Origin of the sequence: Paenibacillus sp. OV219 (genome assembly GCF_900110075.1) — a bacterium.
Lineage (GTDB): Bacteria > Bacillota > Bacilli > Paenibacillales > Paenibacillaceae > Paenibacillus_Z.
Genome location: NZ_FOCJ01000002.1, coordinates 691,765 through 718,225, shown reverse-complemented (window position 1 = coordinate 718,225; position 26,461 = coordinate 691,765). Strand labels below are relative to the sequence as shown.

Genomic DNA, 26,461 nt, shown 5'->3' with positions numbered 1-26,461 from the left:
CCAATATTATAGCAAACCAGCATCACTTAATAAAGAGAATGAGACTTAAGTCTGGCAGGTAGACACCGAATTTGTAACAAAAAAGAGACAATTCGCTTGGGCAGCAAAATTGCCTCTTCCTAATACCAACTAACCAATAATCTCCGCTTGATCTCCTGTCTTCGCACCAGCTGCATTAGCTTCATCTGTATCAATGTGCATATCTAGTGCAAAATCAGGCGAAACACGTGCTACGACATTCTCTAGCACTAAGCCTCGCTCACCTTGCAGCCTTACGGTAAGCCGCTGCTTATCCGCAATGCCAAAGCGTTCTGCATCCGTTGTATGGAAGTGAATATGGCGCGCCGCTACGATAACCCCTTCATCAATCGTCACTTCGCCTGCAGGCCCTTTAATCGTAATGCCTGCCGAGCCAGCAATATCGCCTGATTCGCGAACAGGCGGGTTAATACCGAGTTGGAAAGAGTCGGTACGCGATACTTCAAGCTGCGTACGCCTCCGGACAGGACCGAGAATCCGCACTTTGGCGAAGCTGCCCTTCGGTCCAATGACTTCAACGGTCTCATTCGCTGCATATTGGCCTGGCTGGGAGAGATCCTTGAACACCGTGAGCTCTGCGCCTTGACCGAATAACGTTTCCACGTGCTCCTTCGATAGATGAATATGTCTGGCAGATACGCCAACCGGAACCATTTTCATATGTAATAACACCTCTTTGTCATGTCGTTGTCGTTAAGAAAGGCATACCGATCGCGGTTAGCGACGATATGCCTTCATTATTATATAACGGTTCTTTATTTAAATTCAGTAAGCAGCTTGTCGAACTGGTCTTGAGACAAGGACAGCTCCTGGTTTGCAAGACCTTCCGGCTTGAAGCCGCTGATCATGCTTTCATATGCTTGACGCTGTTTGTTCTGGTAGATAAGGCCAGTAAGCATGCCGTTCGTTTCCATGATCTTGTTCATCGCCGCGATCCGATTCGATGGATCGTAATCTGGGAATTGTTCCAGGTTAACGATGTTCTCTTTGAACCAGTCGTAAGTGTTCACTTTGTTGAACGTTACGCATGGGCTGAATACGTTGATGAGTGAGAAGCCCTTGTGGTTCAAACCAGCTTCGATGAGCGCTGTGAGCTGCTTCAGATCGCTGGAGAACGATTGCGCGATGAATGTCGCGCCAGCGGACATTGCGATTTCAAGCGGCGACAATGTGGACTCAATCGACCCTTCCGGTGTCGACTTCGTCTTAAAGCCTTCCGCAGAACGCGGCGATGTTTGACCTTTCGTCAAACCGTAAATTTGGTTATCCATAACGATGTAAGTCAAGTCAATGTTACGGCGAATCGCATGAACCGTGTGGCCCATACCGATTGCGAAGCCGTCGCCGTCACCGCCGGAAGCGATAACCGTAAGCTCGCGGTTCGCCAGCTTCACGCCTTGCGCGATTGGAAGCGCGCGGCCATGAATACCGTGCAAGCCGTATGCATTCACATAACCGGAGATACGGCCTGAGCAGCCGATACCCGAAATAACAGCCAATCCTTCCGGCTCAAGGCCGACGTTCGCAGCAGCACGCTGGATCGCAGCCTGAACGGAGAAGTCTCCGCAGCCTGGGCACCAGTTCGGTTTTACGTTGTTACGAAACTCTTTAAATGTTGCCATCTTAGACCAACTCCTTGCATGCTTTGTGCACTTCGGAAGGCAGGAACGGATTGCCGTCGTATTTCAATATGTTCTTGATCTTGTCGCCGTAGCCTGTGTGCAGTTTCACTTGATCTGCCAGCTGTCCAGTTGCATTGTTCTCAAGAACAACGATATTCTTCGCGCCAGCCAGGTAAGACTTCACCATATCTGTCGGGAATGGGTGGATCTGACGGATTGTAATGTGGTTCGTCTTCAAGCCGTCTTCTGCAAGGCGAAGACGCGCTTCGTCAATTGTACCGCCAGTCGAGCCCATACCGATGATGAGCAGATCCGCTTCAGCGTGAGGCGCATCCGCACGAACCGCATCGCGGATGTGCATGCCGTTAAGCTTATTCAGACGCTTATCCATCATCTTTTTACGGTTAATTGCACTCTCCGATGGACGGCCTGTTTCATCATGCTCAACGCCCGTTACGTGATGCAAGCCGTTCTTGTCGCCAGGGATAACGCGCGGCGAGACACCATCATCAGTTAACTCATAACGCTTGAACAAAGTATTCGCTTCAAGCTCTGGCAGATCGCGTACAATTTTACCACGGTTGATCGGCATTTTATTTAGATCCAGCGGTTCGCATGATTGCTTACCAAGCGAGAGCTGAAGGTCTGTCATGAGAATAACCGGTACTTGGTATTGCTCCGACAGGTTGAAAGATTCAATGGTGTCATAGAAGCAATCTTCCAAAGTAGCAGGCGCGATTACGATCTTCGGAATTTCGCCATGCGTACCGTATACCATTGCGTTCAAGTCGGATTGCTCTTGCTTCGTCGGCAAGCCTGTTGAAGGGCCCCCACGCTGCGTATCTACGATTACGAGCGGAGTTTCTGTCATACCAGCAAGACCGATCGCTTCCATCATAAGCGACAGGCCAGGGCCTGCTGAAGCGGTCATCGTACGAACACCTGCATAGTTCGCGCCGATTGCCATCGTTACTGCTGCGATTTCGTCTTCCGTTTGAACGACTGTGCCGCCGAACTTAGGAAGCTTCTTAATCAGATATTCCATGACCTCTGAAGCCGGAGTAATCGGATATGCGCTCATCAGTCGGCAGCCGCCAGCGACAGCGCCAAGGCCAATCGCTTCGTTACCAATCATGAACAGCTTCTGTTTGCCGTCTGCCGGGTCCAGAAGGAACTCTTCCAGCGGGCCGCCTGCCAGCTCAAGTACGAAGTCAGAGCCGCGTTTAACCGCTTCAATGTTCTTCTCTACGATAGCCGGGCCTTTACGGCCGAACTCTTCTTCTACTGCTTTATTAAATACATCTACTGGCAGGCCAAGCAGCGCCCAAGACGCGCCGGATGCCACCATGTTCTTCATAAGGGATGTGCCAAGCTCTTCTGCGATCGAAGTGATCGGAACTGGGAACAGACGAGCATTGATGCCCTCTGGCAGTGTCGGATTGAACTTCGCGTCCGCCACGACTACGCCGCCTGGACGCAGCTCATGCGCATTCAGATCAATGCTTTCTTGGTCGAACGCAACCAGGATGTCCAAATCATCCGAGATGGCTAGCATCGGTTTCGTGCTGATCCGGATTTTATTATTCGTATGACCGCCTTTAATACGTGACGAGAAATGACGGTATCCATACAAGTAGTAACCCAAACGGTTCAATGCTGTCGAGAAAATACGGTCGGTACTTTCTACGCCTTCCCCTTGTTGTCCCCCGATTTTCCAAGACAATTGACTAATCAAAATGCCCATCTCCTCTTTTGATGAACCTGCAATATGTTCGACATTAGTTTTGTGCGGTGAACATTCAGACATGACTATGATTAAAACGTATACAAGCCGAATGTTAATAAAATATTAAAACTTTTTAACAGTCACATAAATTTTATGTCCCAAAGTAGTAAAATGCAAGTAGAAATCTCGGATTTATAGCATAGTTCTTTTCGATTATATCCATATCACAAACAGAATGGAATCCCCTAATCGTTCATTCAGGCAGATGCTTTACAAGAAATTGCAGCAAATTGCCCGAACAGAATCCGGCTACGGTTGATTCAGAATAATGCGATAGTAGTGCCTTTTGCAGTTGTTCTACATCGCCAGGATGCGCAAGCCCATGCACGTACTCTTCAATTCCGTCGAAGTCTGAACCGAACATAAGCTGTTCTATCCCGCCTAGCTCGCATATTCGCTCTATGTGACGCAGCACGTCAGTAATTTGTACAGGATGATGAGAGGCGACAAAATGCGGCACGAAAGTAACCCCAACCATACCTCCTGCGGCAAGCAGCGCCGACAGCTGATCATCAGCCAGGTTACGTGGATGCGGGCAAATCGTCCGACAATTGGAATGGGAAGCAATGACCGGCTTCGCAGACAGATGGAGCACGTCCCAAAATGCGCGGTCGCTCAAATGAGATACATCAACCATTATACCCAATCTATTACATTCTTCTACTAAGGCGCGGCCTTTTTTTGTTAGTCCGCCTCCTCTTGGCTCCATCACACCGTCTGCCGCCCAGTTGGCATGGTTCCATGTGAGCCCGACCGCCCTGACGCCAAGCGCAAATAGAATGCGAAGCATCGCGAGATCGCCGTGGAGCCCGTCCACTCCTTCAAGCGAGAGCATAGCTCCGATCTTGCCGCTGCTCTTGCTCTGCAGCTTAGCCGCATCATCTGACGAACGCACGAAGGTCATATCTGGCACTGTAAGCACCTTGCGATGGAACAGATCAATGCTTCGAAGAATCGGAATCATGGATTTCTCCGTACGATCCGATACGTAGATGGCAAACGTCTGCAGCACTGCCCCAGCCTGTCTTAGTCTCGGCAAAGTTACGTCCAGCGCGTTTGTGGTATCGTGCTCGAATGAAAGCGAAGGATCCTCTAACAGCTTCCACAGCACATCACAATGAAAATCTGCACTATTTAAACTAGCCATCTTACTGAACGCCTCCCTTTTGATAAGCAGTCCAACTCGGTTAACGCAAAAAAACCTGCCTACGTCGTAAACAGGTCCATTAGATTACTCCTATATTTAAACTCCTATTGCACTATCTTGGTTCCACGATCAGCTTAATAGCTGTCCGATCTTCACCGTCAATTATAATGTCTGTGAACGCCGGGATACAGATTAGATCCACACCGCTCGGAGCGACAAACCCCCTTGCGATCGCAACCGCCTTTACAGCTTGATTCAACGCACCAGCCCCGATTGCTTGTAATTCAGCCGCGCCGCGTTCGCGTAATACGCCTGCAAGCGCCCCTGCAACAGAATTTGGATTGGACTTTGCTGAAACTTTTAAGACATCCATGGAAAGTATACCTCCTCGGGAAAGATGGATGAATACTGCTACTTAGATAGTATTCGAGAGAGGTGAAATAATTCCTTCTTATTTTCAGAGCTAGTTAGCAAAATCTTCTGAATTGTGAGAATTTTAATAGAATAGCATTGCAGTCGATGACGAATAGGCTCAAAAAAGAAAAAAAGGCCGCTACATGAGCAGCCAATCTGTCTCCGTTAAACGGACTTTCTGGATCTTGCGTGCCTTACCAGTCGCGTCGTCGATATCTACGACAATCGCATGGAAATGCCAGTCGCCTTCGTCAACGACGAACCGCGTTGGCATTTGCGTTAGAAACCTATGTAGCACTACATCGCGATCCATGCCGAGTACTCCATTCTTCGGACCGACCATACCAACATCCGTCAAGAAAGCTGTACCAAGCGGAAGAATCGTATCATCATTCGTCTGCACATGCGTATGTGTACCGACAACGATCGAGGCTCGTCCATCCAGATACCAGCCCATCGCGATTTTCTCCGAAGTCGCTTCTGCGTGGAAATCAACGAGAATGTTCTTCGTCTTCTGCTGCAACTGCTCAATCAGTTCATCCGCCTTGCGGAATGGACAATCGATAGGCGGCAGGAATGTCCGGCCTTGCAGATTCACGATAGCAAGTTCCTTGCCATTCGCTTTAATGATCGTTGCACCTTGACCCGGTACGCCTTCAACATAGTTAGCTGGTCTTACAATGCGCGGTTGATCATCAATCCACTCGAAAATATCTTTGTTGTCCCACGTGTGGTTACCCATCGTAATCCCGTGTACGCCAGCATCGAGCAGCTCTTTCACAATCGCAGCTGTAATGCCTCTTCCTGCAGCGGCATTCTCCCCGTTCGCTATGATGATGTGCGGGTTATACTTTGACTGCAATGCAGGCAGTACCTTCTTCACTGCGGTACGTCCAACGCTGCCAACAATATCACCAATAAATAATACGTTCATTTAATCAAACCTCTCTAATCCGAGCGTAAACGGCTGTCGCCTTCCTCTGACGGCGACAGCTAACGTTTCGCGTGAAAATATAAGCAAAGTATAGGAACAACCTATTCTTTGCTTATATTTTAAGACTAGAAAAGTGGCCGCAAGCAGCCACTTTTCTAGTTAATTGCTATGAAAGTTATTTGGCATATTCGACAGCCCGCGTCTCGCGGATAACTGTAACTTTAATATGCCCTGGGTAATCGAGTTCACTCTCGATCTTCTTCGTAATATCACGCGCCAAGCGGAATGCTTCGGTATCGTCGATCTTCTCCGGTTGAACCATAACACGAACCTCGCGGCCTGCTTGGATCGCATACGACTTCTCAACACCTTCGAACGATTCGGAAATGCCTTCAAGCTTCTCCAGACGTTTAATATACGTTTCGAGCGTCTCTCTTCTTGCACCAGGCCGTGCCGCCGACAATGCATCTGCTGCGCCGACTAGCATTGCGATAACCGAGGTTGCTTCGCAATCGCCATGGTGGGAAGCGATACTGTTGATAACAACAGGATGCTCTTTGTACTTCTTGGCCAGCTCTACGCCGATCTCGACATGTGAGCCTTCCACTTCATGATCGAGCGCTTTGCCGATATCATGCAGCAAACCTGCACGTCTTGCAAGCGTAATGTCTACACCCAGCTCTGCAGCCATGAGACCTGACAAATAAGCGACTTCCATGGAGTGCTTGAGCACGTTCTGACCATAGCTTGTACGATATTTGAGGCGGCCTAAAATTTTAATGAGATCTGGATGCAAGCCATGCACACCAACTTCATACGTCGCCTGTTCTCCGTATTCACGGATACGTTCGTCCACTTCTTTACGTGACTTCTCAACCATTTCCTCAATCCGTGCAGGATGGATACGACCATCTGCAACGAGCTTCTCGAGGGAAGTACGAGCAATTTCACGGCGAATTGGATCGAAACCAGACAAGATGACCGCTTCCGGTGTATCGTCAATAATGAGATCGATACCGGTCAACGTTTCCAGTGCGCGAATGTTGCGGCCTTCACGTCCGATAATGCGGCCTTTCATCTCTTCATTTGGCAATGCAACTACGGATACCGTAGTTTCAGCCACGTGATCAGCTGCACAGCGTTGGATAGCGAGCGAGATAATGTCACGAGCCTTCTTATCTGCTTCTTCCTTCGCTTGCTGCTCGATCTCTTTAATCATTTGCGCAGTTTCGTGGCGAATCTCTTGTTCAACGTTAGTCAGGATGATCTGTTTCGCATCCTCCATCGTCAAGTTCGAGATACGTTCCAGCTCACTAAGCTGCTGCTTGTAAAGGGAATCGATTTGTTCTTGTGTTTCCTCGATCCGCTTCTCTTTGTTGGCTACTTGTTCTTCTTTGCGTTCCAGCGCTTCTATCTTTTTATCCAACGACTCTTCTTTCTGAATCAGTCGTCTTTCAAGTCGCTGTACCTCATTGCGACGTTCGCGAATGTCTTTCTCAGCTTCGGTACGGAGCTTGTGGACTTCATCTTTCGCTTCGAGAACCGTTTCTTTCTTAAGCGCTTCGGCTTCTTTCCTCGCATTGTCAATAATTTGACTAGCGGCCTGCTCGGCGCTTGAAATTTTGGCCTCGGCGATCGATTTGCGAATAAAATAACCGACACCAAAGAAAATCACACCAACAACGAGAGCGATCAGGATACCTAACCATACTGGCATCTTCTCACCTCCTTGTTGCTCACCTAAGCAATCGCTTGGGAATAGTATTTGTTTTTTTCACAGCCGGTTTTAACCCGATACGTACATTACTTAATTGACGGAAATAATGGATTCGAATCAATTTTTGGAAGGAAAATCGATTCTAGAAATGTATAATACAAACTCATTTTATCTGTTGTGAAAATCAATTGTCAAGCATGTGCCCATCTTCATCATCTTCCATCCGCTGCGCAGCAGCTTTGACCGCTTCCCGCACAACGCTCATCGGAAACCCTCGACGAAGCAGAAACGCAGCCAGCTTCTGTTTCCGCTCCCGCGGCTCTCCCTTAATATAAGGCCATTTTTTGTGGGCCGCCCGCACCGCGACCTCCAGCTCCGATTCCGCGCTCAGCTCCTGCGACGCTTGCTTCGCCATATCTTTGGAGATCCCGCGCTGCTGCAGCTCTTGCTGAAGAAGACGTCTGCCTTTCAGCTGAGTTCTCATCTTCTCTGACGCATACATGTTCGCGTATTGGTTATCGTTCACCAAACCTTCCTGCGTCAGTCGCACAATCGCCTTCGCAGCCGCCTCGGCATCGATTTCTTTCCTAGCCAGGTAGCGCAGTATCTCCTTCTCCGTCCGTTGCCTCGCTCCAAGGTACGCAAGCGCCGTAATATAGGCGCGGTGCCGGCTATCCTCTTCTACAATTTCCTTCAGCTCGTCAGCATGGATCTCGCGATCCTTGAGCAGACGAAACTTTATGAGTAAGTCTTCATGTACATTGATATAAGGTTCCTGCGAATCATTTACAAATAAATGGTACCTTTGCTTTAATTTACGATCCTGCTCCACGCCGGTAATAATTAGCACCGAATTCCTCCCTTCACTATTGTCAAAACCTACATAATCCAATACCTACAAAAATAGAGAAGCACCTGCTGACAGGTGCTTCTCTATTTACCAATTGACATAAGTCAACAGAGGTTTATTCAACTTCCAATTCGTCCTCGAAATCATCATCGTCATCTTGGCTTACAGGTTCATTCACTGCCGCTGCCGCTGCCACATTGCTTGCTTCGCGGATTAGCTTATCAATGACCGCTGCAATATCGCGGTGATCCTTCAAGAACTGCTTCGCATTCTCACGACCTTGGCCGAGACGCTCGCCATTGTAGGAGAACCAAGCGCCGCTCTTCTGGATAATCTCCAGCTCGACGCCGATATCAACGAGACTTCCCTCTTTGGAGATGCCCTCTCCGTACATAATATCGACTTCTGCTTGTTTAAATGGAGGAGCAACTTTGTTCTTTACAACTTTAATACGAGTCCGGTTACCGACAATATCGTTACCTTGCTTAACAGACTCAATACGGCGCACATCAAGTCGGATCGTGGAGTAGAACTTCAGCGCACGGCCGCCTGGCGTCGTCTCAGGGTTACCGAACATAACGCCGACTTTCTCACGAAGCTGGTTGATGAAAATCGTAATCGTCTTCGATTTGCTAATCGCACCGGACAGCTTACGAAGCGCCTGCGACATCAGACGAGCTTGCAGACCAACGTGGGAGTCGCCCATATCGCCTTCGATTTCCGCTTTCGGAACGAGCGCTGCAACAGAGTCAATGACAACGATATCAACTGCACCGCTGCGAACGAGCGCTTCAGCGATTTCAAGGCCTTGCTCCCCAGTATCCGGTTGGGAAAGCAGCAGCTCGTCGATATTTACGCCAAGCTTGCTTGCATAGGATGGATCGAGCGCGTGCTCGGCATCAATAAACGCAGCTTGTCCACCTGCACGTTGAACTTCTGCGATTGCGTGCAGCGCAACTGTTGTTTTACCGGAAGATTCTGGACCATAAACTTCAATAATACGGCCCCGTGGGAACCCGCCAATTCCAAGTGCAATATCTAATGCCAGCGCACCGCTGGATACAGTTTCAACTTGCATATGAGTAGATTCACCGAGCTTCATAATAGAGCCCTTACCAAATTGCTTCTCTATTTGACGAAGCGCCATTTCGAGTGCGGCTTTACGATCTGCCAACGAACTCACATCCTTCATGATTTATACTTTTATGATACCTTGTTTCTATCACTTTGACAAGAGTTTTTACGAACATATATTCTTATTTTTCTCTTTTGGCCAAAAAGGAGAAAAAAAGAACCGCAGCAAAGTAATCTTCGCCACGGTTCTTCCGGTAACTAATGTCGATTATAGTCGATTCCCCAGCAAATTGGCAAGCCTTATTTAAAGCATAGTTGCTAACTAACTCTCCTCTGCACCGCTTAGCGCTTGCCAGAGCCGATACATCAATGACTTCGCTGCACGTAGGCGAATAATGCCGCGATTGCCGCTCAACTTCGCGGTGAATACACGCGTAGGTTTGCCTCGCTCCGCAAGCCCAAAATAAACAAGGCCAACCGGCTTGCCCTCAGACTCGGCCGGACCCGCAACGCCAGTCAACGACACGCCGAAGTCACTGTCCGCCAACTCACGCACCCGCTCCGCCATAAGTGCAGCGGTCGACTCGCTGACCGCACCTGGCGCATCTGTCCCCTCCAGCTGGGACATCGGGATGCTCAGCAGCTTGTGCTTCATCATGTTCGTGTATGTCACGACGCCGCCGGCAAACTCGCCGCTGCTTCCTGGAATTTGCGTGAGCAGCTGCGCGAACAGACCGCCTGTGAGGCTCTCTGCGCTAGCCAGCGTCCGCGTGGAAGCACGCAGCAGTCTAATGACCGCCTCCTCAAGCGGAATATCCTCACGCGCGTACAGATGCTTCCCAACGCGCGCCTTAATCTGCGCCTCTGTCGCATCCAGCCGCGCATCTGCTTCCGCTTGGTCCAGCGCTTTCGTCGAGATCCGAATTGCCACTTCGCCATCCTTCGCGTACGGCGCAATCGAAGGATCTGTCTGTGCATGAATCAGATCGATCAGCTCTTCCTCAAGGCTCGATTCGCCGATCCCTGCAAACATCAGTTGGCGCGAGAACAGCTTGCGCTCCTCGCCCATGATAGAGCGGATCCACGCTTTAGCCGGACCATCAAACATCACTTTCATCTCGCGCGGCGGACCTGGCAACAGCACATAATGCGTGCCATCCTCGCTCAGCGCGTTACCGACAGCCAGCCCCGCATCATTCCTAAGCGGATCACTGCCTTCAATCAGATGTGCCTGTCTGCGATTGCTCTCAACCATATGAATGCCCCGTGATGTGAATAGCTCCACGATTGTGTCCATGGACGGCTGGTGCAGCTCAATTGCGCGGTTCAAATAAGCGGCAAGCGCATCTTTCGTCAGATCGTCCTGCGTCGGGCCAAGTCCCCCTGTGAAGAGAATCAGATCAGCTCTCGTGCGCGCGAGCTCAATCGCTTGGCGAATTCGCCCGGCATTGTCGCCGACAACCGTCTGAAAGTAAACATCAATTCCCAGCTCCGCAAGCCCTTGCGATAAGTACGTCGCATTCGTGTTCACCGTCTGTCCGAGCAGAAGCTCCGTCCCGACTGCGATAATTTCAGCACGCATATCAACAACTCCATTCTTATGTAGATACAATTACCGATAACAGGCAATAAGACAAACAAAGCACCACCTCTTCTATTATTCAGAAGAAGTGATGCTATATGCAAGCTTACTTTTTGGAGAGCGAGCTATTCATTTATCGGAATCAAATTCTTATTCTTGACGAAATAATCGACTCCGGAATAAACCGTGATTAGCGCCGCAGCATAGCTGGCAATAATGTCAAACGGGAAATCCAGAAATGTAAACGGAAAGTTGTTCAGCAAGAGCGCGATAATCATCGTAATTTGCACAGCCGTCTTCCACTTGCCCCATGTGCTCGCTGCAAGTACAGAGCCTTCAAGCAGCGCAATTTGGCGTAGCCCGGTTACTGCGAACTCGCGGCTAATAATCACAATTGCAATCCAAGCATCCAGCTTGGACATCTCAACAAGCGAAATAAGCACTGCAGCGACGAGCAGCTTGTCCGCTAGCGGATCAAGTAGTTTGCCCAAATTCGTTACAATCTTATTTTTACGTGCAATATAGCCATCCAGACCATCTGTACTCGCTGCAATAATGAAGACAAGCGCAGCCAAAATTTGATTCCAAGTAATGGAGAAATCGGAGCCAGAAATCGTCAGCGGCTTCAAATCTACATTAATTAAGAGCAGCACCATGATGATCGGAACCAAAAAGATGCGGACAAGCGTAATACGATTGGCTAAATTCACGATAGTCCCTCCCCGGACATATCAAACTCATAAGCGTGCGTGATACGCACTCTCTGAATTTCGCCGATAGCGGCTTTGCAATTCGAAATAAATACTTCACCGTCAATCTCTGGTGCATCGTAGGGAGAACGGCCAACATACACATCGCTGCGACCATCGTAGCGCTCAACGAGCACGTCGATCTCTTTGCCGATATGTTTGCCATTCAGCTCTTTGGACACTTCGCGCTGAATTTCCATCAGTGTATTGGAACGCCATTCCTTCACATCATCCGGCACTTCGTTCGGCAAGCGAACGGCAGGAGTATCTTCTTCCGGCGAGTAAGTGAAAACACCAAGACGATCAAACTTCATCTCACGCACAAAATCGCACAGGCGCTCGAAATCCTCTTCTGTCTCGCCAGGGAAACCGACAATAATGGATGTGCGAAGCGCTACATCCGGAATTCGCGAACGAATACGCTGAACTAACTCACGAGTATCGCGCTGACGGCCTGGGCGGCGCATACGCTTCAGAATCGAATCCTCGCTGTGCTGCAGCGGCATATCAATGTAGTTGCAAACTTTCGCGTTCGAGGCGATTGTCTCAATCAGCTCGTCCGAGAAGAAGCCCGGGTATGCATAGTGCAGACGCACCCACGCGATGCCCTCTACTTCGCTGACGCGGTTCAACAGCTCTGGCAGCATAAATTTATCGTACAGGTCCGTACCGTAGTTCGTCGAGTCTTGCGCAATCAGGCTGACTTCCTTCACGCCTTGATCTGCAAGCTGCTGCACTTCCGCTACAATCGAATCCATCGAACGACTGCGGAATTTACCACGCATAATCGGAATCGAACAGAAGGTACATGCATTATCACAGCCTTCAGCAATCTTCACATAGGCGGTGTAACGCGGCGTCGTAACAAGACGCGGAAGCTTCTGGTCATAGTCGAATGCTGGATTGCCGACCTTCACCGGACGTTTACCGTTAAGAGCTTCATCGACAATATCTGTAATGTGGTGGAAATCGCCTGTTCCGACAATCCCATCAATTTCAGGCATTTCTTCCATCAGCTGCTTCTTATAGCGCTGTGTCAAACAACCGGAAACGATAAGGGCCTTCAGCCGTCCCGTTTGTTTAAATTCAGCCATATCCAGAATCGTATTAACCGATTCTTCCTTCGCTGCATCAATAAAACCACAAGTATTCACAATAATAACCGTAGCGTCATCCGCCTGATCCACTAACTGGTAGCCGCGCGCATCGATTAATCCGGACATAATCTCCGAATCCACGAGATTTTTCTCACAGCCTAACGTTACTACTTTAACTCGTTCTGTCATTATATCCCCCAAACCCCTCCGAAAAGCTATCCTAACAAGTATAATACAAGGCATTTACAGTGTCAAAAAAGGAAAAAGCCCGACTTGCCTGCGCGAAACGCGGCAAAATTAGGACTTTAGTTTAACATATCTTTCACTAACGGTAGTTCGTAAATTGCAGGTCAATCTGTAAATCTGCACCTCTTAACATCGCCATAACGGATTGCAAATCATCAAGGCTCTTACCAGTAACACGAATGGAATCCCCTTGAATCTGGCTCTTTACTTTCAGCTTGGAATCGCGAATAAGCGTATTGATCTTCTTCGAAATATCTTGCTCGATGCCTTGCTTCAGCTTAATCTTCTGTCTGACTGTTCCTGCAGAAGCGCCCTCAACCTTGCCGAACTCCATGTTCTTGATTGGAACGCCGCGCTTAATCATTTTGGATTGCAAAATATCGATAACGCTCTTCAGCTTGTACTCATCATCGGAGACGACAACAATATCTTCTTTCTCAAGGTCAATGCTACTCTTGCTGTTCTTGAAATCAAAGCGTGTCTCAATTTCACGCAGTGCTTGCGTAATTGCATTGTTCAGTTCTTGCATATCGACTTTCGATACAATATCAAACGCGCTCTCTGCCATTATTCATTGCAGCTCCTCTACTTCTTTTTCAACATTATAGAATTTATGTGTTTCACTTGACTAGAATTTTATAATGTCTCCGCGAAACGTAAGCTTTTGCCGTAAAGACAGCGTCAGCCGTTTTCACTTGTGCACAGTATTATAACTCATCTTTATGCGCAAGAAAAGGCATTCCCCCCTGACATTGCCAGGAAGAATGCCCTTCTTCATTGCGTTGCAGGAGTTTCCGTTGTCTCCGTTTGTGTTCCCGCAGGCGTCTCAGTCGTTGTTTCAGCCATATTCAGCTGCATTCTACGCGGATTCGCTTTATTGCCATCAACGAGAGCAACACCGTCGACGGTCACTTCAACATAATCAGCTCGCCCTACATTAACATAGGCAGGTCCGTCCACCTCAATGGTTTCCGTTCCTCCTTCTTTCGTGAACTGCTTCTGATAGATATATTTTTTGCTGCTGCGGCTCTTGGCCTTAATGCCTACCCAAACCCCGCCGGTTGCGTTAAATGTAATGGTATGCTTGCCGGCAGGCGATACATTATAATAATCAATCGTTCCACTCGTATGATCCAATACCAACGTCGTTGTAGGCGCCGGCGGCTCTGTCACAGGCGGAGTTTCTTCTTTAGGAGGCGTTGTCACGTTGTTTGCTTGACCGTTTGTCGAGTTATCCGTCGTTGTTTGATCAGTACCCGTATTGTTCTTAACCGTATCCTTATCTGGTGTCGTCTCAAGCGGCTTCGTCTGATCCGTCATCTTCGTCTGGTCTGCCGAATTGACATTGTCCTTGTCCGGTTGCTTAATCGCATAGACATAGACCAGTACCGCGATCAGAAGTAGAAAAGACCACATTAATGTGCGAAAGCCCCACCGACTAAGGCGGTCAGATGTATGAGATTGCGACCGGCGTGGTCGCTGAACGGGTTCGATCACTTGCTCCGGAGCACTTGAAGGGATTTCATTCGTATATAAGCGAAGCACCTCTTCAGCATCTAAGCCGACCGCATCCGCATAGTTCTTCACAAAAGCACGCACATAAAAAGATCCAGGCAGAACTTTGTAATTGCCGTCCTCAATCGCTTCGAGATAGCGTTTGCGAATCTTCGTTAATTCCTGGATATCATCCAGTGACAGATTGCGCTGCTCCCTTGCCTTCCGCAGCAGAGCGCCTAAATCCGACATGACCACACCTCCTTTAGGTTAGAAATCGTCATACCCCATCGTAAATTTCTCGTATGAAATTTCCTCATCCGGTGTATTGCGAAGCTCGATAATGTAATCGAAATCGCTGTATTCAAAGGATGATTCCTTAACGAAAATATCAGGATGCTCAATAACCTTCGTCGAAGGCATCGCCATTATTTCATGAAGGAGTGCATGATGCTTCTCATTCGATCTGATTGTACTTACAATACCATCAATAATAAAAATGTTGTTTGGCGTCATTTCTTCTTCCGACAGCTGGCTACGCACGGTCTGGCGAAGAAGTGTCGACGAAACAAACGTCCAACGTTTATTGGAGCAAACACTGCCCGCAATAATGGACTCCGTCTTCCCTACACGCGGCATGCCGCGCAACCCGATCAATTGATTGCCTTCCCGTTTAAACACCTCGCCAAGGAAATCAACGAGCATACCGAGCTCATCACGAGTGAAGCGGAACGTCTTGCGGTCGTCCGAATCGCGCTCAATGTAGCGACCATGGCGAACAGCAAGAATATCAACAAGCTTTGGCTCACGAAGCTTCAGAACGGTAATATTGTCAACCTTCTCCAGCATTCGGCCAAGAATTTCGATTTTCTCATCATCATTTGTTTGGAGCAGCATGCCGCGCGTGCGGTTCTCTACACCGTTGATTGTGAGGATATTGACTTCAAGCATTCCGAGCAGCGAAGCAATGTCGCCAAGCAGACCAGGACGGTTCTTATGTATTTTATATTCCATGTACCACTGTTTGAACTCCATAGGACACCTCTATTTAAGTATAAAACGGATAATACGACTCTAAAAAGATTATTCTACAATATTCGTCAATTTCCTGCAACTTCATCAAAACATTACAGAAAAGCCTCCACTAGCGGGAGGCTTTTCCGAATCATTCAGAAACTATAAGTTTCACGCCTAACTTTTCTGAATGAACGTTTACGATTGCTCCACAAGCTTGACCATAAGGCCTGCAATCGTTTTACGCTCTGACTCATCGCCGACATCCCATAGCTCTTTAATTGCCCGTTCCTGCTCGTTCTTTGGATCGACTTTTTCTCCAAGGAAGGAGCCGATCTCAAAAGCAAGATTCGCAATCGTGTCTTCATTCAAACCCATTCCTTTAGCCTGCGAAACACGATCATTCAAGAAGTTTTTCCAAGTGTCATAATTAGAAAGGACTGTTGACATTTGTGCGTTCCTCCTTTGCGCGTTAGCCGTTACTCGGCAACAATCGTATTTTACACGCAAAGCGTCCTTCTTATACAACAATCAACCTTTAGGTCAGCCATCCGCCGTTCGGACTGATGATCTGACCGGTAATATAGGCTGACTCGGGCAGCGCTAGAAAATAAACGAGCGAAGCAATTTCTTCAGGCTGCGCAAAGCGTCCAAGTGGAATTTCCGACTCCAAGGCGCTCTTCTCTTCCGCGTTCAGGTTGTCCAACATGACGGTATCGACCGCACCGGGGGCAACGGCATTAACCGTTACTCCTGATGGGGCGAGCTCCTTAGCCAACGCTTTCGTAAAAGCGTTCATGCCGCCTTTACTCGTAGAATAGAGCACTTCACATGAAGCGCCCGACAGCCCCCAGATCGACGATACATTAATGATACGGCCGAAGCGCTGTGAGATCATCGCCGGCATGAACAGCTGCGTGCAGAGGAACATGCCCTTCAAATTCACATCCATTACTTCATCCCATACATCATCCGTCACGTCGGCAAGCATGCTGTAATGCGCAATGCCAGCATTGTTCACGACAATGTCCGGCATCATGCCGCGCTGCTCCAGCTTCTCACGCATCCGAGTGAGCTGATCTCTAGAACGAATATCTGCCGTTACGGTAAATACATTGGCAGCGCCAAGACGCATACAGGTGCGAGCAGTTTCGTTAGCCGCTTCATGCGCTTGATTATAGTGAATGACGACGTTCATGTTCTCCGAGGCGAACCGGCGCGCAATTGCCGCGCCGATGCCTCGGCTTCCCCCAGTCACAAGAACCGTCATTTCCTTTAATGTTTTCACTTCGCTTCTTTCGCTACAATGGATACTGCCATACGGTTCCAGTCGAAATGGCTGCGCAGCTGCGCATTCGCTTCATCCAGCGTGATATCCTCGTACACCGGCACAAGCTTAAACAAGTCAGCACCACGGAACCGATAGCGCGTAAATTCTCCGGCAATTGCCTCAGGGGAGTTGAGCATGCGCAAGTAGCCGCCAATCTTCTTCCGTTTCGTCCGTTCGAATGTTGCCTTATCAAGGCCGCTCGCCTTAGCGACTTCAATCGCCTCACGCAGTCTGCGGATGAGCTCATCCGGGTCCCGTGTTTCGCCCCCAACGACGGAGAACGCATAGTCCTCGCTGCTGTTGAACTCATGCCCAAACGAGTCGGAGATGAGATTGTCATCGTATAGCGCATGATAAATTGGCGAACTCGAGCCGAGCAGCGCCTCAAGCATCAGCTTCGTCGTCAGTTCGGTACGCAGCAGCTCTGTTGGATCATTCGAACCGCGAGCTTCCTTGAAACCGATCATACACTTAGGCATGGATACCGGAAGCTCCGTCGTCTTGCGAGCTATCTTAACCGTTTCCGGTTCTGCATCGAAGAATCTGGCAATTTCACCTTGCGGCTCAAAGCTCTTCGCAGCCTGATTCTCGCGAACCAGCTTCATAACTGCTTCAGGCTCTATGCCGCCTACGACAAAGAGGAACATATTCGACGGATGGTAGAACGTTTCGTAGCAGCGGTACAGTGTTTCCTTATCAATCTGATAAATGGACTCGACTGTGCCCGCAATATCAATATGAATCGGATGCTTGTGATACAGCGCATCGATTAAACCGAAGTATACGCGCCAGTCCGCATTATCCCGGTACATATTGATTTCCTGCTCAATGATGCCCTTCTCCTTCTCGACATTCTCGTCCGTAAAGTAAGGGTTCTGAACAAAGTCGATAAGTGTCCGCAGGTTTGCATCAATTTGCTCGGTAGCCGAGAACAGATAGACGGTCCGGTCAAAGCTTGTGAACGCATTCGCTGAAGCGCCTTGTGATGCGAAAGTCGCAAAAATATCACCAGTCGGCTCCTCGAACATTTTATGCTCCAGGAAGTGGGCAATTCCATCCGGTACGGAAATCGGCGTCTGTTCGCCAACTGAGAAACGGTTATCAATGGAGCCGTATTTCGTTGCAAACGTCGCATAGGTTTTGCTAAACCCTTGCTTCGGCAGAACGACGACTTCCAGACCGTTTGGCATCACTTCACGATACAGCTTCTCTTGAACGCCTGGGTAAGCTAACGTCTCCATCTGCTAACCCTCCTTCCGATCACGTAGGAAATAGATCGTATCGAGCTCAGTCTTCTTCGCAATCGCAGCGATCTGTTCAGCCGTTACTGCCTGAACTTGCTCAAGCAGCTGCTGAGCCGAACGTTCCCGCTTCGAGAGGATCGCATTGAAATCAAACCCGATCATCTCATTCGCGGAGTCTTGCAGCTCACGCAAATGATTCGCAATCATCGCTTTCGTCTGATTCATCTCCAACTCGGTATAAGAGCCGCTGCGCATGCTTTCAAGCTGCTCTTGAATAATGGTCGTCGCTTTCTCATAATTGGCGAACTCGATGCCCGATTGGATCGTACAGATGCCTTTATGTCCATCAAGACGGGATGCCGCATAGTATGCGAGGCTCGCTTTCTCACGTACGTTCAGGAACAGCTTCGAATGCGGGTATCCGCCAAGAATGCCATTGTACATAAGCGCTGCAGGGTAGTCATCATCCCCATAGGCTGTATGAATACGCAGGCCCAAATTAAGCTTGCCTTGTGTGACCTCCATCCGCTCGACAACGTTACGAACTTGGCCTACAGGCTTACTCACCACAGGGAGTGAATAATCCGCCGGCTCACCATCATTATGATGGAAAGCCTCAGCTACGAGCGCTTTCACTTCTTCCAGCGACGTATCACCAACGACGTAAAGATCAAATGAAGCCTTGGACAGCCAATCACGGTATGCAGCCGTAATCGACGCCGGTGTAATGCCTTCGACATCCTCGAGCTTGCCGAGCGGGTGAAGCCGGTACGGTTCATCCTCGCACATGACCTCGAGGCAACGCTCTGCCGCATATCTGATTTTGTCATTAATAATCGCTTCCAGGCGCTTGCGCAGCGTTTCTTTCTCCGCTTCGACATACTTCGAACGCAGATGGCCGTTCTCGAGTGTCGGCTCTGTCAGCACTTCGCCGAGCAGCTTCAGCGATGCTGCAAGCAGCGGTTGGTTCGATGAGACGAACTTATCATTGATGACATCCATACGGAACTGTACAATCTGAGCATCGCCGCGCTTATAAACATCAAAGCCAAAGCCTGCGCCGTACAGATCATCCAGCCGCTCGCGAAACGCGATAGTTTCTGGTGTAGATGCCGTTCCCCTACGAAGGATGAACGGTACTAGGGCTACCGATGTAACGGTTTCTTCCGTTAGAGGCAAACCTGCGTATAAAGAAATCGAGAAGGTCTTAAAACGCTGTGTCGGCATTACATGCAGACGAATCCGATTCAGCTGACCTCTTTGAAATGGAGAGTTGCTCACGCTCGTGACGTCCCCTTCCGCTCAAGTTTATAAAGTCAATCTATTCCAATTTCCAAGCTTCTATTCCATTCTACCCGATTGGAAATGGAAGAAGCAACCTGCGGTCGAATGCAGGCTGCTCCCGTAAATGCTACATGCAGAAAATATGTTTACCGATTGTTTTGACCTGTGGACGCGACCAAATCCACTTCGATGTTGCTGTCTCCGGATTGAAGTAATAGATACAGCCTCCGGTCGGATCCAAGCCGTTAATGGCATCTTGAACTGCCTTCTTCGCATTCTCATTCGGTGTCAGCCAAATCTGTCCGTCCGCTACAGCCGTAAATGCCCCCGGTTGAAAAATAACGCCGGACACCGTGTTCGGGAAGCTCTGCGACTTCACCCGGTTCAGAATGACTGCTGCTACCGCCACCTGGCCGATATAAGGCTCGCCGCGTGATTCGCCATACACCGCATTTGCCATCAGCTTCAGATCATTCGCGCTAAGTCCAAGCTTATTCGACTTGCTAAGATCGGTAGAGCCAGAGCTCGCAGGCGGCGAAGTACCTGTTCCAGTACTGCCGGTGCCGGAGCTCTCAGCTGTCGGCTTCCAATCCTTCGTAGCTTCCCACAGCTTCACCTTCGTCTTGGCGCCAACAACGCCGTCGGCTTTCATGCCGAATTTCCACTGAAACCAAGTCACTGAATTTTTCGTCTTCGTACCGAACACACCGTCAATCGCTCCGTTGAAAAAACCGAGCTCCTTCAGGCGGCCTTGCAGCTCCTTTACGTCTTTGCCGGACGAGCCAACCTTGAGTATCGCACTGCTGAACGTCTCGGTTGTCTTGCCAAAGGAAGCATGCTTGATCGTAAATGCGCCAAACAACAGAAGGACGATGACGATGGTCACCGTTATTAAACGATTTCTCATCACTAGAATCTGCCTTTCTCTTGCAAGTGGTTTCGTTAAGCAAGCGAAGCATATGGCTAGTATGAGAAATCAAGGGAATGATTATGCACGAATCTGGATTAGGAGCTAATCTTTCCTGCGTCATATTGATCCAGCGTCAACATGACTTCACGCGGTTTGCTGCCTTCGTACGGCCCGACAATGCTGCGTGCTTCCATTTGGTCAATCAGTCTTGCTGCGCGTGTGTAGCCAATCCGCATCCGCCGCTGTAGCAGCGAAACGGAAGCTTGCTTAGCCTCCAGTACAATACGAATCGCTTGATCGTACAGCTCATCGAGAATCTCTTCAGGCTCGGTTATACTGTCGTCGATCTCGGGAACGAGATCTTCTTTATATTCCGCTTCTCCTTGACCGCGCGAATATGCAACGATAGATTCGACCTCCTGATCGGAGAGCCATGCGCCCTGGACACGAATCGGCTTCGACATCCCTACTGGCAGGAACAGCATATCACCGCGGCCAAGGAGCTTCTCCGCACCGACAGAGTCAAGAATCGTACGTGAGTCCACCTGCGAGGAAACGCCGAATGCAATCCGTGAAGGGATGTTCGCTTTAATGAGACCTGTAATAACATCGACTGATGGACGCTGCGTTGCGATGATCAAGTGAATGCCGGAAGCACGCGCCATCTGCGCGAGACGGCAAATCGAATCCTCTACATCATTCGCAGCAACCATCATGAGATCGGCAAGCTCGTCCACGATAACAACGATATATGGAAGCACTGCCGCAGGATTATCTGCCATCAACGTATTGTAACCTTCAATGTTCCGTGTTCCCGACTTAGAGAATAGCTCATAACGCTTCTCCATCTCGACCACGATTTTCTTAAGCGCGAGCGATGCTCGCCTAGGATCGGTTACTACTGGAGCCAGAAGATGCGGAATACCATTGTACATATTGAGCTCAACCATCTTCGGGTCAATCATGAGTAGCTTCACTTCATCTGGACGCGCTTTGAACAGAATGCTCGAAATAATGCCATTGATACAAACCGATTTACCTGAGCCTGTAGCACCAGCTACTAGCAAATGGGGCATCTTGGCCAAGTTACCGACAATCGGCTGACCGGAAATATCGCGGCCGAATGCAATCGACAGCTTGGAGCTGGCGTTCTGGAATGAAGGCGTCTCCATGACTTCGCGCATCGTCACCACGGAAACCTCGGTGTTCGGCACCTCAATCCCAATGGCTGACTTGCCCGGAATCGGCGCTTCCATCCGAATATCCTTCGCTGCCAAGGCAAGCGCGATATCATCGGTTAAGCCTACAATCCGACTTACTTTCACACCGGTTGCAGGTTGTACTTCATACCGCGTTACCGCGGGTCCCCTTACAACATCAAGCACCTTCGCTCGAACTCCGAAGCTCTCAAGCGTCGCCTCCAGCTTCCGACGCGCCTCAATTGAATCCGCGGAGTCGCCAGACTTTCCGCTCCCGCTCGGCTTCTGCAGAAGAGTAAGCGGAGGCAACACATAAGGCTTCTCAGTAGGCGGCTTCACGATGCTGCCCGGTTTCTCTAGGCTATCCGGCTCATCCGGTGTAATCGCTGGACTTGTCGGTATATTCGTGACTGGCAGCTCGCTATCAAACTCCTCGTCAAGGTCGTCATTGTCCTCCTCATCCCTGTTAGGCGGCTCTTGCTCATCATCAGGCACATAATCTGCGAGTATGGCAGCGTCCGCATTGGTATCGGCAATTTTCTCCCATTCTGGTTCACCCGCCGCCTGTTCTACTTGCTGTGCAAGAGGCGGAGACTGGGACCCATTCTCTTTGAATTGCTCCAGTACATTCGCTTTCCAAGCATTCTCGCCTTGCTCACCCTCATCATCCTGCCACTGAACCGCTCGGGTTCCTCCTGCCATCGCTGCTGTCGAGTGACCGTCCTCCATCTGCCATTCCGTGTCATGCGCATCGGCATTTGAAGCGTCCGACACATCATTAAACCAAGAGAAGAACGGTGACTTGCGCTTTGCCTTAACCGGTCTTGGAAGCTCTTCATAGTCATCATCATCATCATCGTCCAGATCATCCGTCATGACGACACTGCCTGTCGCCGCAGCGCCTTTCGCATTGGATGCTGCAAGTGGCTTCCGCTTACTGAACAGCTTCACGCGTAGCAAGGACCATAGTCTCGCCCCACGCACCCGTCCTGCACGCAGCAGATCCACATAGGATTTTCCAGTTATGAGCATGATCGCGATCGCGAACATGACAATCATAATGAACTTCGCGCCAAAATAACCAAATAGTCCGTATAACAGCGTATACTGAATGGCTCCTGCATAGCCGCCACTGATTGATGTCACTGCGGCTTGATCGCCTGTTGGCGCATTGAAGAGCGCACCGCGCACGTCACTGCCAAGCTGTGCGAGTATGTATGAAGCAGTTAAGCCGCCTGTCGGCTCCGTCTTCTGGTCCATAACCGCAATCGAGCTCCAAAGCGTACATGCAAGAACACATAGCAGTAACCCTGTCTTGCGGCTTGACCAGCCGGATGGCCAGGCGCGTTTCACCATAACCACGAGCCCCACGTAGATTCCAATTAAAGCAAGGACAAAATAAAAATTGCCCAATATGAGCGCAAACAGTTTGGTCAACGATCTGCCTACCGTAGCCTCTCCTGATAGCGCAATGACAGATACTGTAATCAGCAGAATTCCATACACTTCATATTTAAGGCTCGTCTTAATCGAGCTCTTTCGTTTCTTCTTTTTCTTCGCCAAAATCGTCACCTCTGGTCATTATTATACCATAGGAGACCGACCATTTGTTCTACAATTATCCAATCTGTATCAAAGGTTACGATACCGAATGCCCATATGGGATAAGGGTTCCCGGCGACAGTTCCGGTCGTAAGTAGGCATCGAGTGGACCGTCAAGCAGCCGAACGATACGGCCAATTCCTGGTGAGACTGCTTCGATTTGTAACGTCACATCTCCAATATGGAGTGACACATATGGACCAGGTTCCGTATTAATTCCGTCGAAAACAAGCTCAGGCGGCATTATCGAATAGATAGTCATTGTGTCAGCCCTCCAGTTGATGCAGACTGCTTACGCTGATCGATAAAGAGATTGAGTTGGCGCAGCGCCTGACCAATCCCACCCACATCATCAATAAGCCCGTGCTTCACCGCGTCTGTACCGATAACGGTTGTGCCGATATCTCGCGTCAGTTCGCCGGTCTTGAACATGAGCTCCTTGAACTTCCCTTCCGTAATGTTCGAGTGTGAGGTCACAAACCGAACGACGCGCTCTTGCATTTTGTCCAAGTACTCAAATGTCTGCGGTACGCCAATAACAAGCCCGTTCAACCGTATCGGATGAATGGTCATCGTTGCGGTCTCCGCGATGAATGACTTATTCCCCGCTACCGCAATCGGAACACCAATCGAGTGCCCTCCTCCAAGCACGAGAGTCACAGTCGGCTTCGTAAGCGAGGAGATCATCTCAGCGATGGCGAGCCCTGCCTCCACATCACCGCCGACTGTATTAAGTACGATCATAATACCTTCTATCTTCGAGTTTTGCTCCGCTGCAACCAGTTGTGGAATGAGGTGCTCATACTTCGTCGTTTTATTTTGCGGCGGGAGCACGAGATGCCCTTCCACCTGACCAATAATGGTCAAACAAAATATGTTCGATTCCGAGGATGACGGCGTCGATGTCTGCCCAAGCTGCGTAATCGCTTCTACGACCGGATTTGCGCTAGGCGGCTTGTTGTCACCTGCTGGTGGTCCTGGCTGCGGTTGCGGTTGCTCTGATTTAAATTGAATCTCTTCTTCCCACATTGCATAAACCTCCTCCAATATTGCCTATGGTCGGCTCTGCATAGTATGGAATTAGCCCACAGATTTATACAACTGCTGCTGCAAGAACGCAAAAAACGGCCTTCTCATCAAGTGAGAAGACCGCCAGTTGATTCACATTCTATACTTCCATAATGATTGGCAAAATCATTGGGCGACGGCGTGTTTGCTCATACAGGAAGCGACCAAGCGCGTCCTTCACGTTCGTCTTCAGTGAAGCCCATTCATTGACTTTGTCGTTCATTAGCTTATGCAAAGTTGATGTTACGATACGGTTCGCTTCTTCCAACAAGCCTTCGGACTCACGCACATAGACGAAGCCGCGGGAGATAATGTCCGGACCGGACAGAATTGTTCCGTCTTGCTTGCTCAGCGTCACTACAACAACGAGAATACCGTCTTGCGAGAGCAGCTTGCGGTCGCGAAGTACAATGTTACCTACATCGCCAACGCCAAGACCGTCGATGAGTACGTTGCCTGCTGGCACTTTGCTGCCTTTACGAGCTTGTCCACCTTGGAATTCAACTGTATCGCCATTATCAAGAACGAAGATGTTCTCGCGTTCGATACCAACTGCTTCACCGAGAAGCGCGTGCTGACGAAGCATACGGTACTCGCCGTGGATCGGAATGAAGTACTTCGGTCTGATGAGGTTCAACATCAGCTTTAGTTCTTCTTGGCTGCCGTGACCGGATACGTGTACGCCGGATACAGAGCCTGGTCCATAGATTACGTTAGCGCCTAGGCGGAAGAGCTCGTCCACCGTACGGCCGACATAACGCTCGTTACCTGGAATTGGTGTAGCTGCAATAATAACGGTGTCGCCTGGCAGAATGTCCACTTTACGGTGCGTCGAGCGCGCCATTCTAGTAAGTGCGGACATTGGCTCACCTTGGCTGCCTGTGCAAAGGACAGCTACGCGGTCTGCAGCCATTTTGTTCACTTCTTCAGGCTCAATGATCATACCTTCTGGAATGTTCAGATAGCCTAGCTCAGAAGCAATCGACACGACATTAACCATACTGCGGCCAACGACAGCAATCTTACGCTTCGTTGCGACTGCAGCATTCACAACTTGTTGAATCCGGTGAACGTTCGATGCGAACGTTGCAACGACAACGCGCTGTGTAGCTTTGCGGAAAATATCTTCAAGCTCATTGCCGATCATGCTTTCCGAAGGCGTGAAGCCTGCGCGCTCTGCATTCGTGGAATCGGACAGAAGCGCAAGAACGCCGCGAGCTCCGATACCAGCCATACGCTGCAAATCAGCATATTGATTGTTAACCGGTGTATGGTCAAACTTAAAGTCGCCTGTGTGAACGACCAAGCCCTCAGGCGTGTCCAAGCATACGCCAACCGAATCCGGAATACTGTGATTCGTTTTGAAGAAGGATGCACGGATTGAGCCGAGCTGGATCTCTGTATCCGCGTTGATCAGGATACGCTTCGTCTCGCCGAGCAAGCCCGCTTCCTTCAATTTACCTTCAATCAAACCGAGTGTTAATTTCGTACCGTAAAGCGGTACATTAAGATTCTTGAGCACATATGGCAAGCCGCCGATGTGATCCTCGTGTCCGTGCGTAATGAGAATACCTCTTACTTTATCACGGTTCTCAGTCAAATACGTTATGTCAGGGATAACGATATCAATTCCGAGCATATCTTCTTCTGGAAACTTCAAACCTGCATCAACTACGACGATATCGTTTCCATATTGGACAACGTACATGTTCTTACCGATCTCGCCAACGCCGCCTAGTGCAAAGACAAGCAGCTTATCCTGGATGTTTTTCTTAGACAAGTGTATCCGTACCTCCTAATAGTTTTACGAAGCAAATCAAACCACAGCTGCAGCCGTCGGCCGCAAACTGAAGAAAGCTTGTCCGCACCATATAATAATTTAATTGTAGCGCATGAAATCGCATCGTTTACCGCTTCCTCCCGCAGGATCGAAAACGCATGCAATTAATAACTAGTGCTTTGAACGCCACCCTTGGCGTTACCCATTTTCAATATTTTGCCGCACACCGTCACTTGCCTTCATTATACATGATTGAAAATACGAAAAACAAGTAATCGG

The 26,461-nt window shown here is 49.4% G+C and carries 24 protein-coding genes; all 24 read right to left on the bottom strand.

The window, feature by feature from the left end:
- Positions 1-129: 129 nt before the first annotated feature.
- The 24 genes from BMY11_RS09350 to BMY11_RS09235 all read right to left on the bottom strand — a co-directional run bounded on the left by BMY11_RS09350 (position 130) and on the right by BMY11_RS09235 (position 26,182).
- Positions 130-699, bottom strand: coding sequence for a phosphate propanoyltransferase (locus BMY11_RS09350; RefSeq protein WP_090574272.1), 570 nt, complete (start codon positions 697-699; stop codon positions 130-132).
- Positions 700-794: 95 nt separating this feature from the next.
- Entirely contained in the window at positions 795-1,661 is an 867-nt protein-coding gene (locus tag BMY11_RS09345) for a 2-oxoacid:ferredoxin oxidoreductase subunit beta (RefSeq protein WP_090574270.1), read from the bottom strand.
- A 1-nt stretch (position 1,662) separates the two neighbouring features.
- Positions 1,663-3,396: a 2-oxoacid:acceptor oxidoreductase subunit alpha gene (locus tag BMY11_RS09340; RefSeq protein ID WP_090574268.1), complete on the bottom strand. Its 1,734-nt coding sequence runs from the start codon at positions 3,394-3,396 to the stop codon at positions 1,663-1,665.
- A gap of 244 nt (positions 3,397-3,640) precedes the next feature.
- Positions 3,641-4,594 (bottom strand): dipeptidase, encoded by a 954-nt coding sequence (locus BMY11_RS09335; RefSeq protein ID WP_090574266.1) that lies wholly within the window; start codon positions 4,592-4,594, stop codon positions 3,641-3,643.
- Between the two features lie 112 nt (positions 4,595-4,706).
- A complete protein-coding gene (locus BMY11_RS09330) occupies positions 4,707-4,967 on the bottom strand; it encodes a stage V sporulation protein S (RefSeq protein WP_090574265.1) in 261 nt (86 codons plus the stop codon).
- A gap of 180 nt (positions 4,968-5,147) precedes the next feature.
- Positions 5,148-5,942 carry a TIGR00282 family metallophosphoesterase gene (locus BMY11_RS09325; RefSeq protein WP_090574263.1) on the bottom strand — a complete coding sequence of 265 codons (795 nt, stop codon included), beginning with the start codon at positions 5,940-5,942 and terminating at the stop codon, positions 5,148-5,150.
- A gap of 175 nt (positions 5,943-6,117) precedes the next feature.
- Positions 6,118-7,659 (bottom strand): ribonuclease Y, encoded by a 1,542-nt coding sequence (rny, locus tag BMY11_RS09320; RefSeq protein ID WP_090574259.1) that lies wholly within the window; start codon positions 7,657-7,659, stop codon positions 6,118-6,120.
- Positions 7,660-7,843: 184 nt separating this feature from the next.
- Positions 7,844-8,509 carry a RecX family transcriptional regulator gene (locus BMY11_RS09315; RefSeq protein WP_177182567.1) on the bottom strand — a complete coding sequence of 222 codons (666 nt, stop codon included), beginning with the start codon at positions 8,507-8,509 and terminating at the stop codon, positions 7,844-7,846.
- Between the two features lie 115 nt (positions 8,510-8,624).
- Positions 8,625-9,683, bottom strand: coding sequence for a recombinase RecA (recA, locus tag BMY11_RS09310; RefSeq protein WP_090574255.1), 1,059 nt, complete (start codon positions 9,681-9,683; stop codon positions 8,625-8,627).
- 222 nt (positions 9,684-9,905) lie between these two features.
- On the bottom strand, positions 9,906-11,165 hold the full coding sequence (locus BMY11_RS09305; protein WP_090574253.1) for a competence/damage-inducible protein A: 1,260 nt from the start codon (positions 11,163-11,165) through the stop codon (positions 9,906-9,908).
- Between the two features lie 125 nt (positions 11,166-11,290).
- The gene (gene pgsA / locus BMY11_RS09300; RefSeq protein ID WP_090574251.1) at positions 11,291-11,875 is read right to left on the bottom strand and encodes a CDP-diacylglycerol--glycerol-3-phosphate 3-phosphatidyltransferase; all 585 of its coding nucleotides are present in this window, start codon (positions 11,873-11,875) and stop codon (positions 11,291-11,293) included.
- The gene (rimO, locus tag BMY11_RS09295; RefSeq protein WP_090574249.1) at positions 11,872-13,200 is read right to left on the bottom strand and encodes a 30S ribosomal protein S12 methylthiotransferase RimO; all 1,329 of its coding nucleotides are present in this window, start codon (positions 13,198-13,200) and stop codon (positions 11,872-11,874) included. Before rimO ends, pgsA begins: the two co-directional genes overlap by 4 nt.
- Positions 13,201-13,336: 136 nt before the next feature.
- The gene (locus BMY11_RS09290) at positions 13,337-13,825 is read right to left on the bottom strand and encodes a YajQ family cyclic di-GMP-binding protein (RefSeq protein ID WP_371262781.1); all 489 of its coding nucleotides are present in this window, start codon (positions 13,823-13,825) and stop codon (positions 13,337-13,339) included.
- A gap of 206 nt (positions 13,826-14,031) precedes the next feature.
- The gene (locus BMY11_RS09285; protein ID WP_090574245.1) at positions 14,032-15,003 is read right to left on the bottom strand and encodes a helix-turn-helix domain-containing protein; all 972 of its coding nucleotides are present in this window, start codon (positions 15,001-15,003) and stop codon (positions 14,032-14,034) included.
- A gap of 18 nt (positions 15,004-15,021) precedes the next feature.
- Entirely contained in the window at positions 15,022-15,786 is a 765-nt protein-coding gene (locus BMY11_RS09280) for a DUF3388 domain-containing protein (RefSeq protein WP_090574242.1), read from the bottom strand.
- A gap of 177 nt (positions 15,787-15,963) precedes the next feature.
- Positions 15,964-16,215 (bottom strand): DUF3243 domain-containing protein, encoded by a 252-nt coding sequence (locus tag BMY11_RS09275; RefSeq protein ID WP_090574240.1) that lies wholly within the window; start codon positions 16,213-16,215, stop codon positions 15,964-15,966.
- 88 nt (positions 16,216-16,303) lie between these two features.
- A complete protein-coding gene (gene ymfI, locus BMY11_RS09270) occupies positions 16,304-17,035 on the bottom strand; it encodes an elongation factor P 5-aminopentanone reductase (protein ID WP_090574482.1) in 732 nt (243 codons plus the stop codon).
- A 14-nt stretch (positions 17,036-17,049) separates the two neighbouring features.
- A complete protein-coding gene (yfmH, locus tag BMY11_RS09265) occupies positions 17,050-18,336 on the bottom strand; it encodes an EF-P 5-aminopentanol modification-associated protein YfmH (protein ID WP_090574238.1) in 1,287 nt (428 codons plus the stop codon).
- A gap of 3 nt (positions 18,337-18,339) precedes the next feature.
- Complete coding sequence (gene yfmF, locus BMY11_RS09260) at positions 18,340-19,620, bottom strand: EF-P 5-aminopentanol modification-associated protein YfmF (RefSeq protein ID WP_177182565.1); 1,281 nt, start codon at positions 19,618-19,620, stop codon at positions 18,340-18,342.
- A 130-nt stretch (positions 19,621-19,750) separates the two neighbouring features.
- Positions 19,751-20,530: a spore cortex-lytic enzyme gene (gene sleB / locus BMY11_RS09255; protein ID WP_090574236.1), complete on the bottom strand. Its 780-nt coding sequence runs from the start codon at positions 20,528-20,530 to the stop codon at positions 19,751-19,753.
- 98 nt (positions 20,531-20,628) lie between these two features.
- Complete coding sequence (locus BMY11_RS09250) at positions 20,629-23,295, bottom strand: FtsK/SpoIIIE family DNA translocase (protein ID WP_090574234.1); 2,667 nt, start codon at positions 23,293-23,295, stop codon at positions 20,629-20,631.
- Between the two features lie 76 nt (positions 23,296-23,371).
- Complete coding sequence (locus tag BMY11_RS09245; protein WP_090574232.1) at positions 23,372-23,596, bottom strand: YlzJ-like family protein; 225 nt, start codon at positions 23,594-23,596, stop codon at positions 23,372-23,374.
- Positions 23,593-24,363 (bottom strand): ClpP family protease, encoded by a 771-nt coding sequence (locus BMY11_RS09240; protein WP_090574230.1) that lies wholly within the window; start codon positions 24,361-24,363, stop codon positions 23,593-23,595. The genes BMY11_RS09245 and BMY11_RS09240 overlap by 4 nt, the downstream gene beginning before the upstream one ends.
- Positions 24,364-24,502: 139 nt before the next feature.
- Positions 24,503-26,182 carry a ribonuclease J gene (locus tag BMY11_RS09235; protein ID WP_090574228.1) on the bottom strand — a complete coding sequence of 560 codons (1,680 nt, stop codon included), beginning with the start codon at positions 26,180-26,182 and terminating at the stop codon, positions 24,503-24,505.
- Positions 26,183-26,461: the final 279 nt, after the last annotated feature.

Excerpts from the sequence above, each read along its gene's own strand:
- BMY11_RS09285 (WP_090574245.1), bottom strand. The coding sequence starts at position 15,003 with ATGTCGGATTTAGGCGCTCTGCTGCGGAAGGCAAGGGAGCAGCGCAAT.
- rny (WP_090574259.1), bottom strand. The coding sequence starts at position 7,659 with ATGCCAGTATGGTTAGGTATCCTGATCGCTCTCGTTGTTGGTGTGATT.
- BMY11_RS09240 (WP_090574230.1), bottom strand. The coding sequence starts at position 24,363 with ATGTGGGAAGAAGAGATTCAATTTAAATCAGAGCAACCGCAACCGCAG.
- BMY11_RS09245 (WP_090574232.1), bottom strand. The coding sequence starts at position 23,596 with ATGACTATCTATTCGATAATGCCGCCTGAGCTTGTTTTCGACGGAATT.
- BMY11_RS09325 (WP_090574263.1), bottom strand. The coding sequence starts at position 5,942 with ATGAACGTATTATTTATTGGTGATATTGTTGGCAGCGTTGGACGTACC.
- BMY11_RS09280 (WP_090574242.1), bottom strand. The coding sequence starts at position 15,786 with ATGGAGTTCAAACAGTGGTACATGGAATATAAAATACATAAGAACCGT.
- BMY11_RS09335 (WP_090574266.1), bottom strand. The coding sequence starts at position 4,594 with ATGGCTAGTTTAAATAGTGCAGATTTTCATTGTGATGTGCTGTGGAAG.
- BMY11_RS09275 (WP_090574240.1), bottom strand. The coding sequence starts at position 16,215 with ATGTCAACAGTCCTTTCTAATTATGACACTTGGAAAAACTTCTTGAAT.
- ymfI (WP_090574482.1), bottom strand. The coding sequence starts at position 17,035 with ATGACGGTTCTTGTGACTGGGGGAAGCCGAGGCATCGGCGCGGCAATT.
- rimO (WP_090574249.1), bottom strand. The coding sequence starts at position 13,200 with ATGACAGAACGAGTTAAAGTAGTAACGTTAGGCTGTGAGAAAAATCTC.
- BMY11_RS09345 (WP_090574270.1), bottom strand. The coding sequence starts at position 1,661 with ATGGCAACATTTAAAGAGTTTCGTAACAACGTAAAACCGAACTGGTGC.
- BMY11_RS09290 (WP_371262781.1), bottom strand. The coding sequence starts at position 13,825 with ATGGCAGAGAGCGCGTTTGATATTGTATCGAAAGTCGATATGCAAGAA.
- BMY11_RS09330 (WP_090574265.1), bottom strand. The coding sequence starts at position 4,967 with ATGGATGTCTTAAAAGTTTCAGCAAAGTCCAATCCAAATTCTGTTGCA.
- yfmH (WP_090574238.1), bottom strand. The coding sequence starts at position 18,336 with ATGGAGACGTTAGCTTACCCAGGCGTTCAAGAGAAGCTGTATCGTGAA.
- sleB (WP_090574236.1), bottom strand. The coding sequence starts at position 20,530 with ATGAGAAATCGTTTAATAACGGTGACCATCGTCATCGTCCTTCTGTTG.
- BMY11_RS09305 (WP_090574253.1), bottom strand. The coding sequence starts at position 11,165 with ATGCGTGCTGAAATTATCGCAGTCGGGACGGAGCTTCTGCTCGGACAG.
- BMY11_RS09350 (WP_090574272.1), bottom strand. The coding sequence starts at position 699 with ATGAAAATGGTTCCGGTTGGCGTATCTGCCAGACATATTCATCTATCG.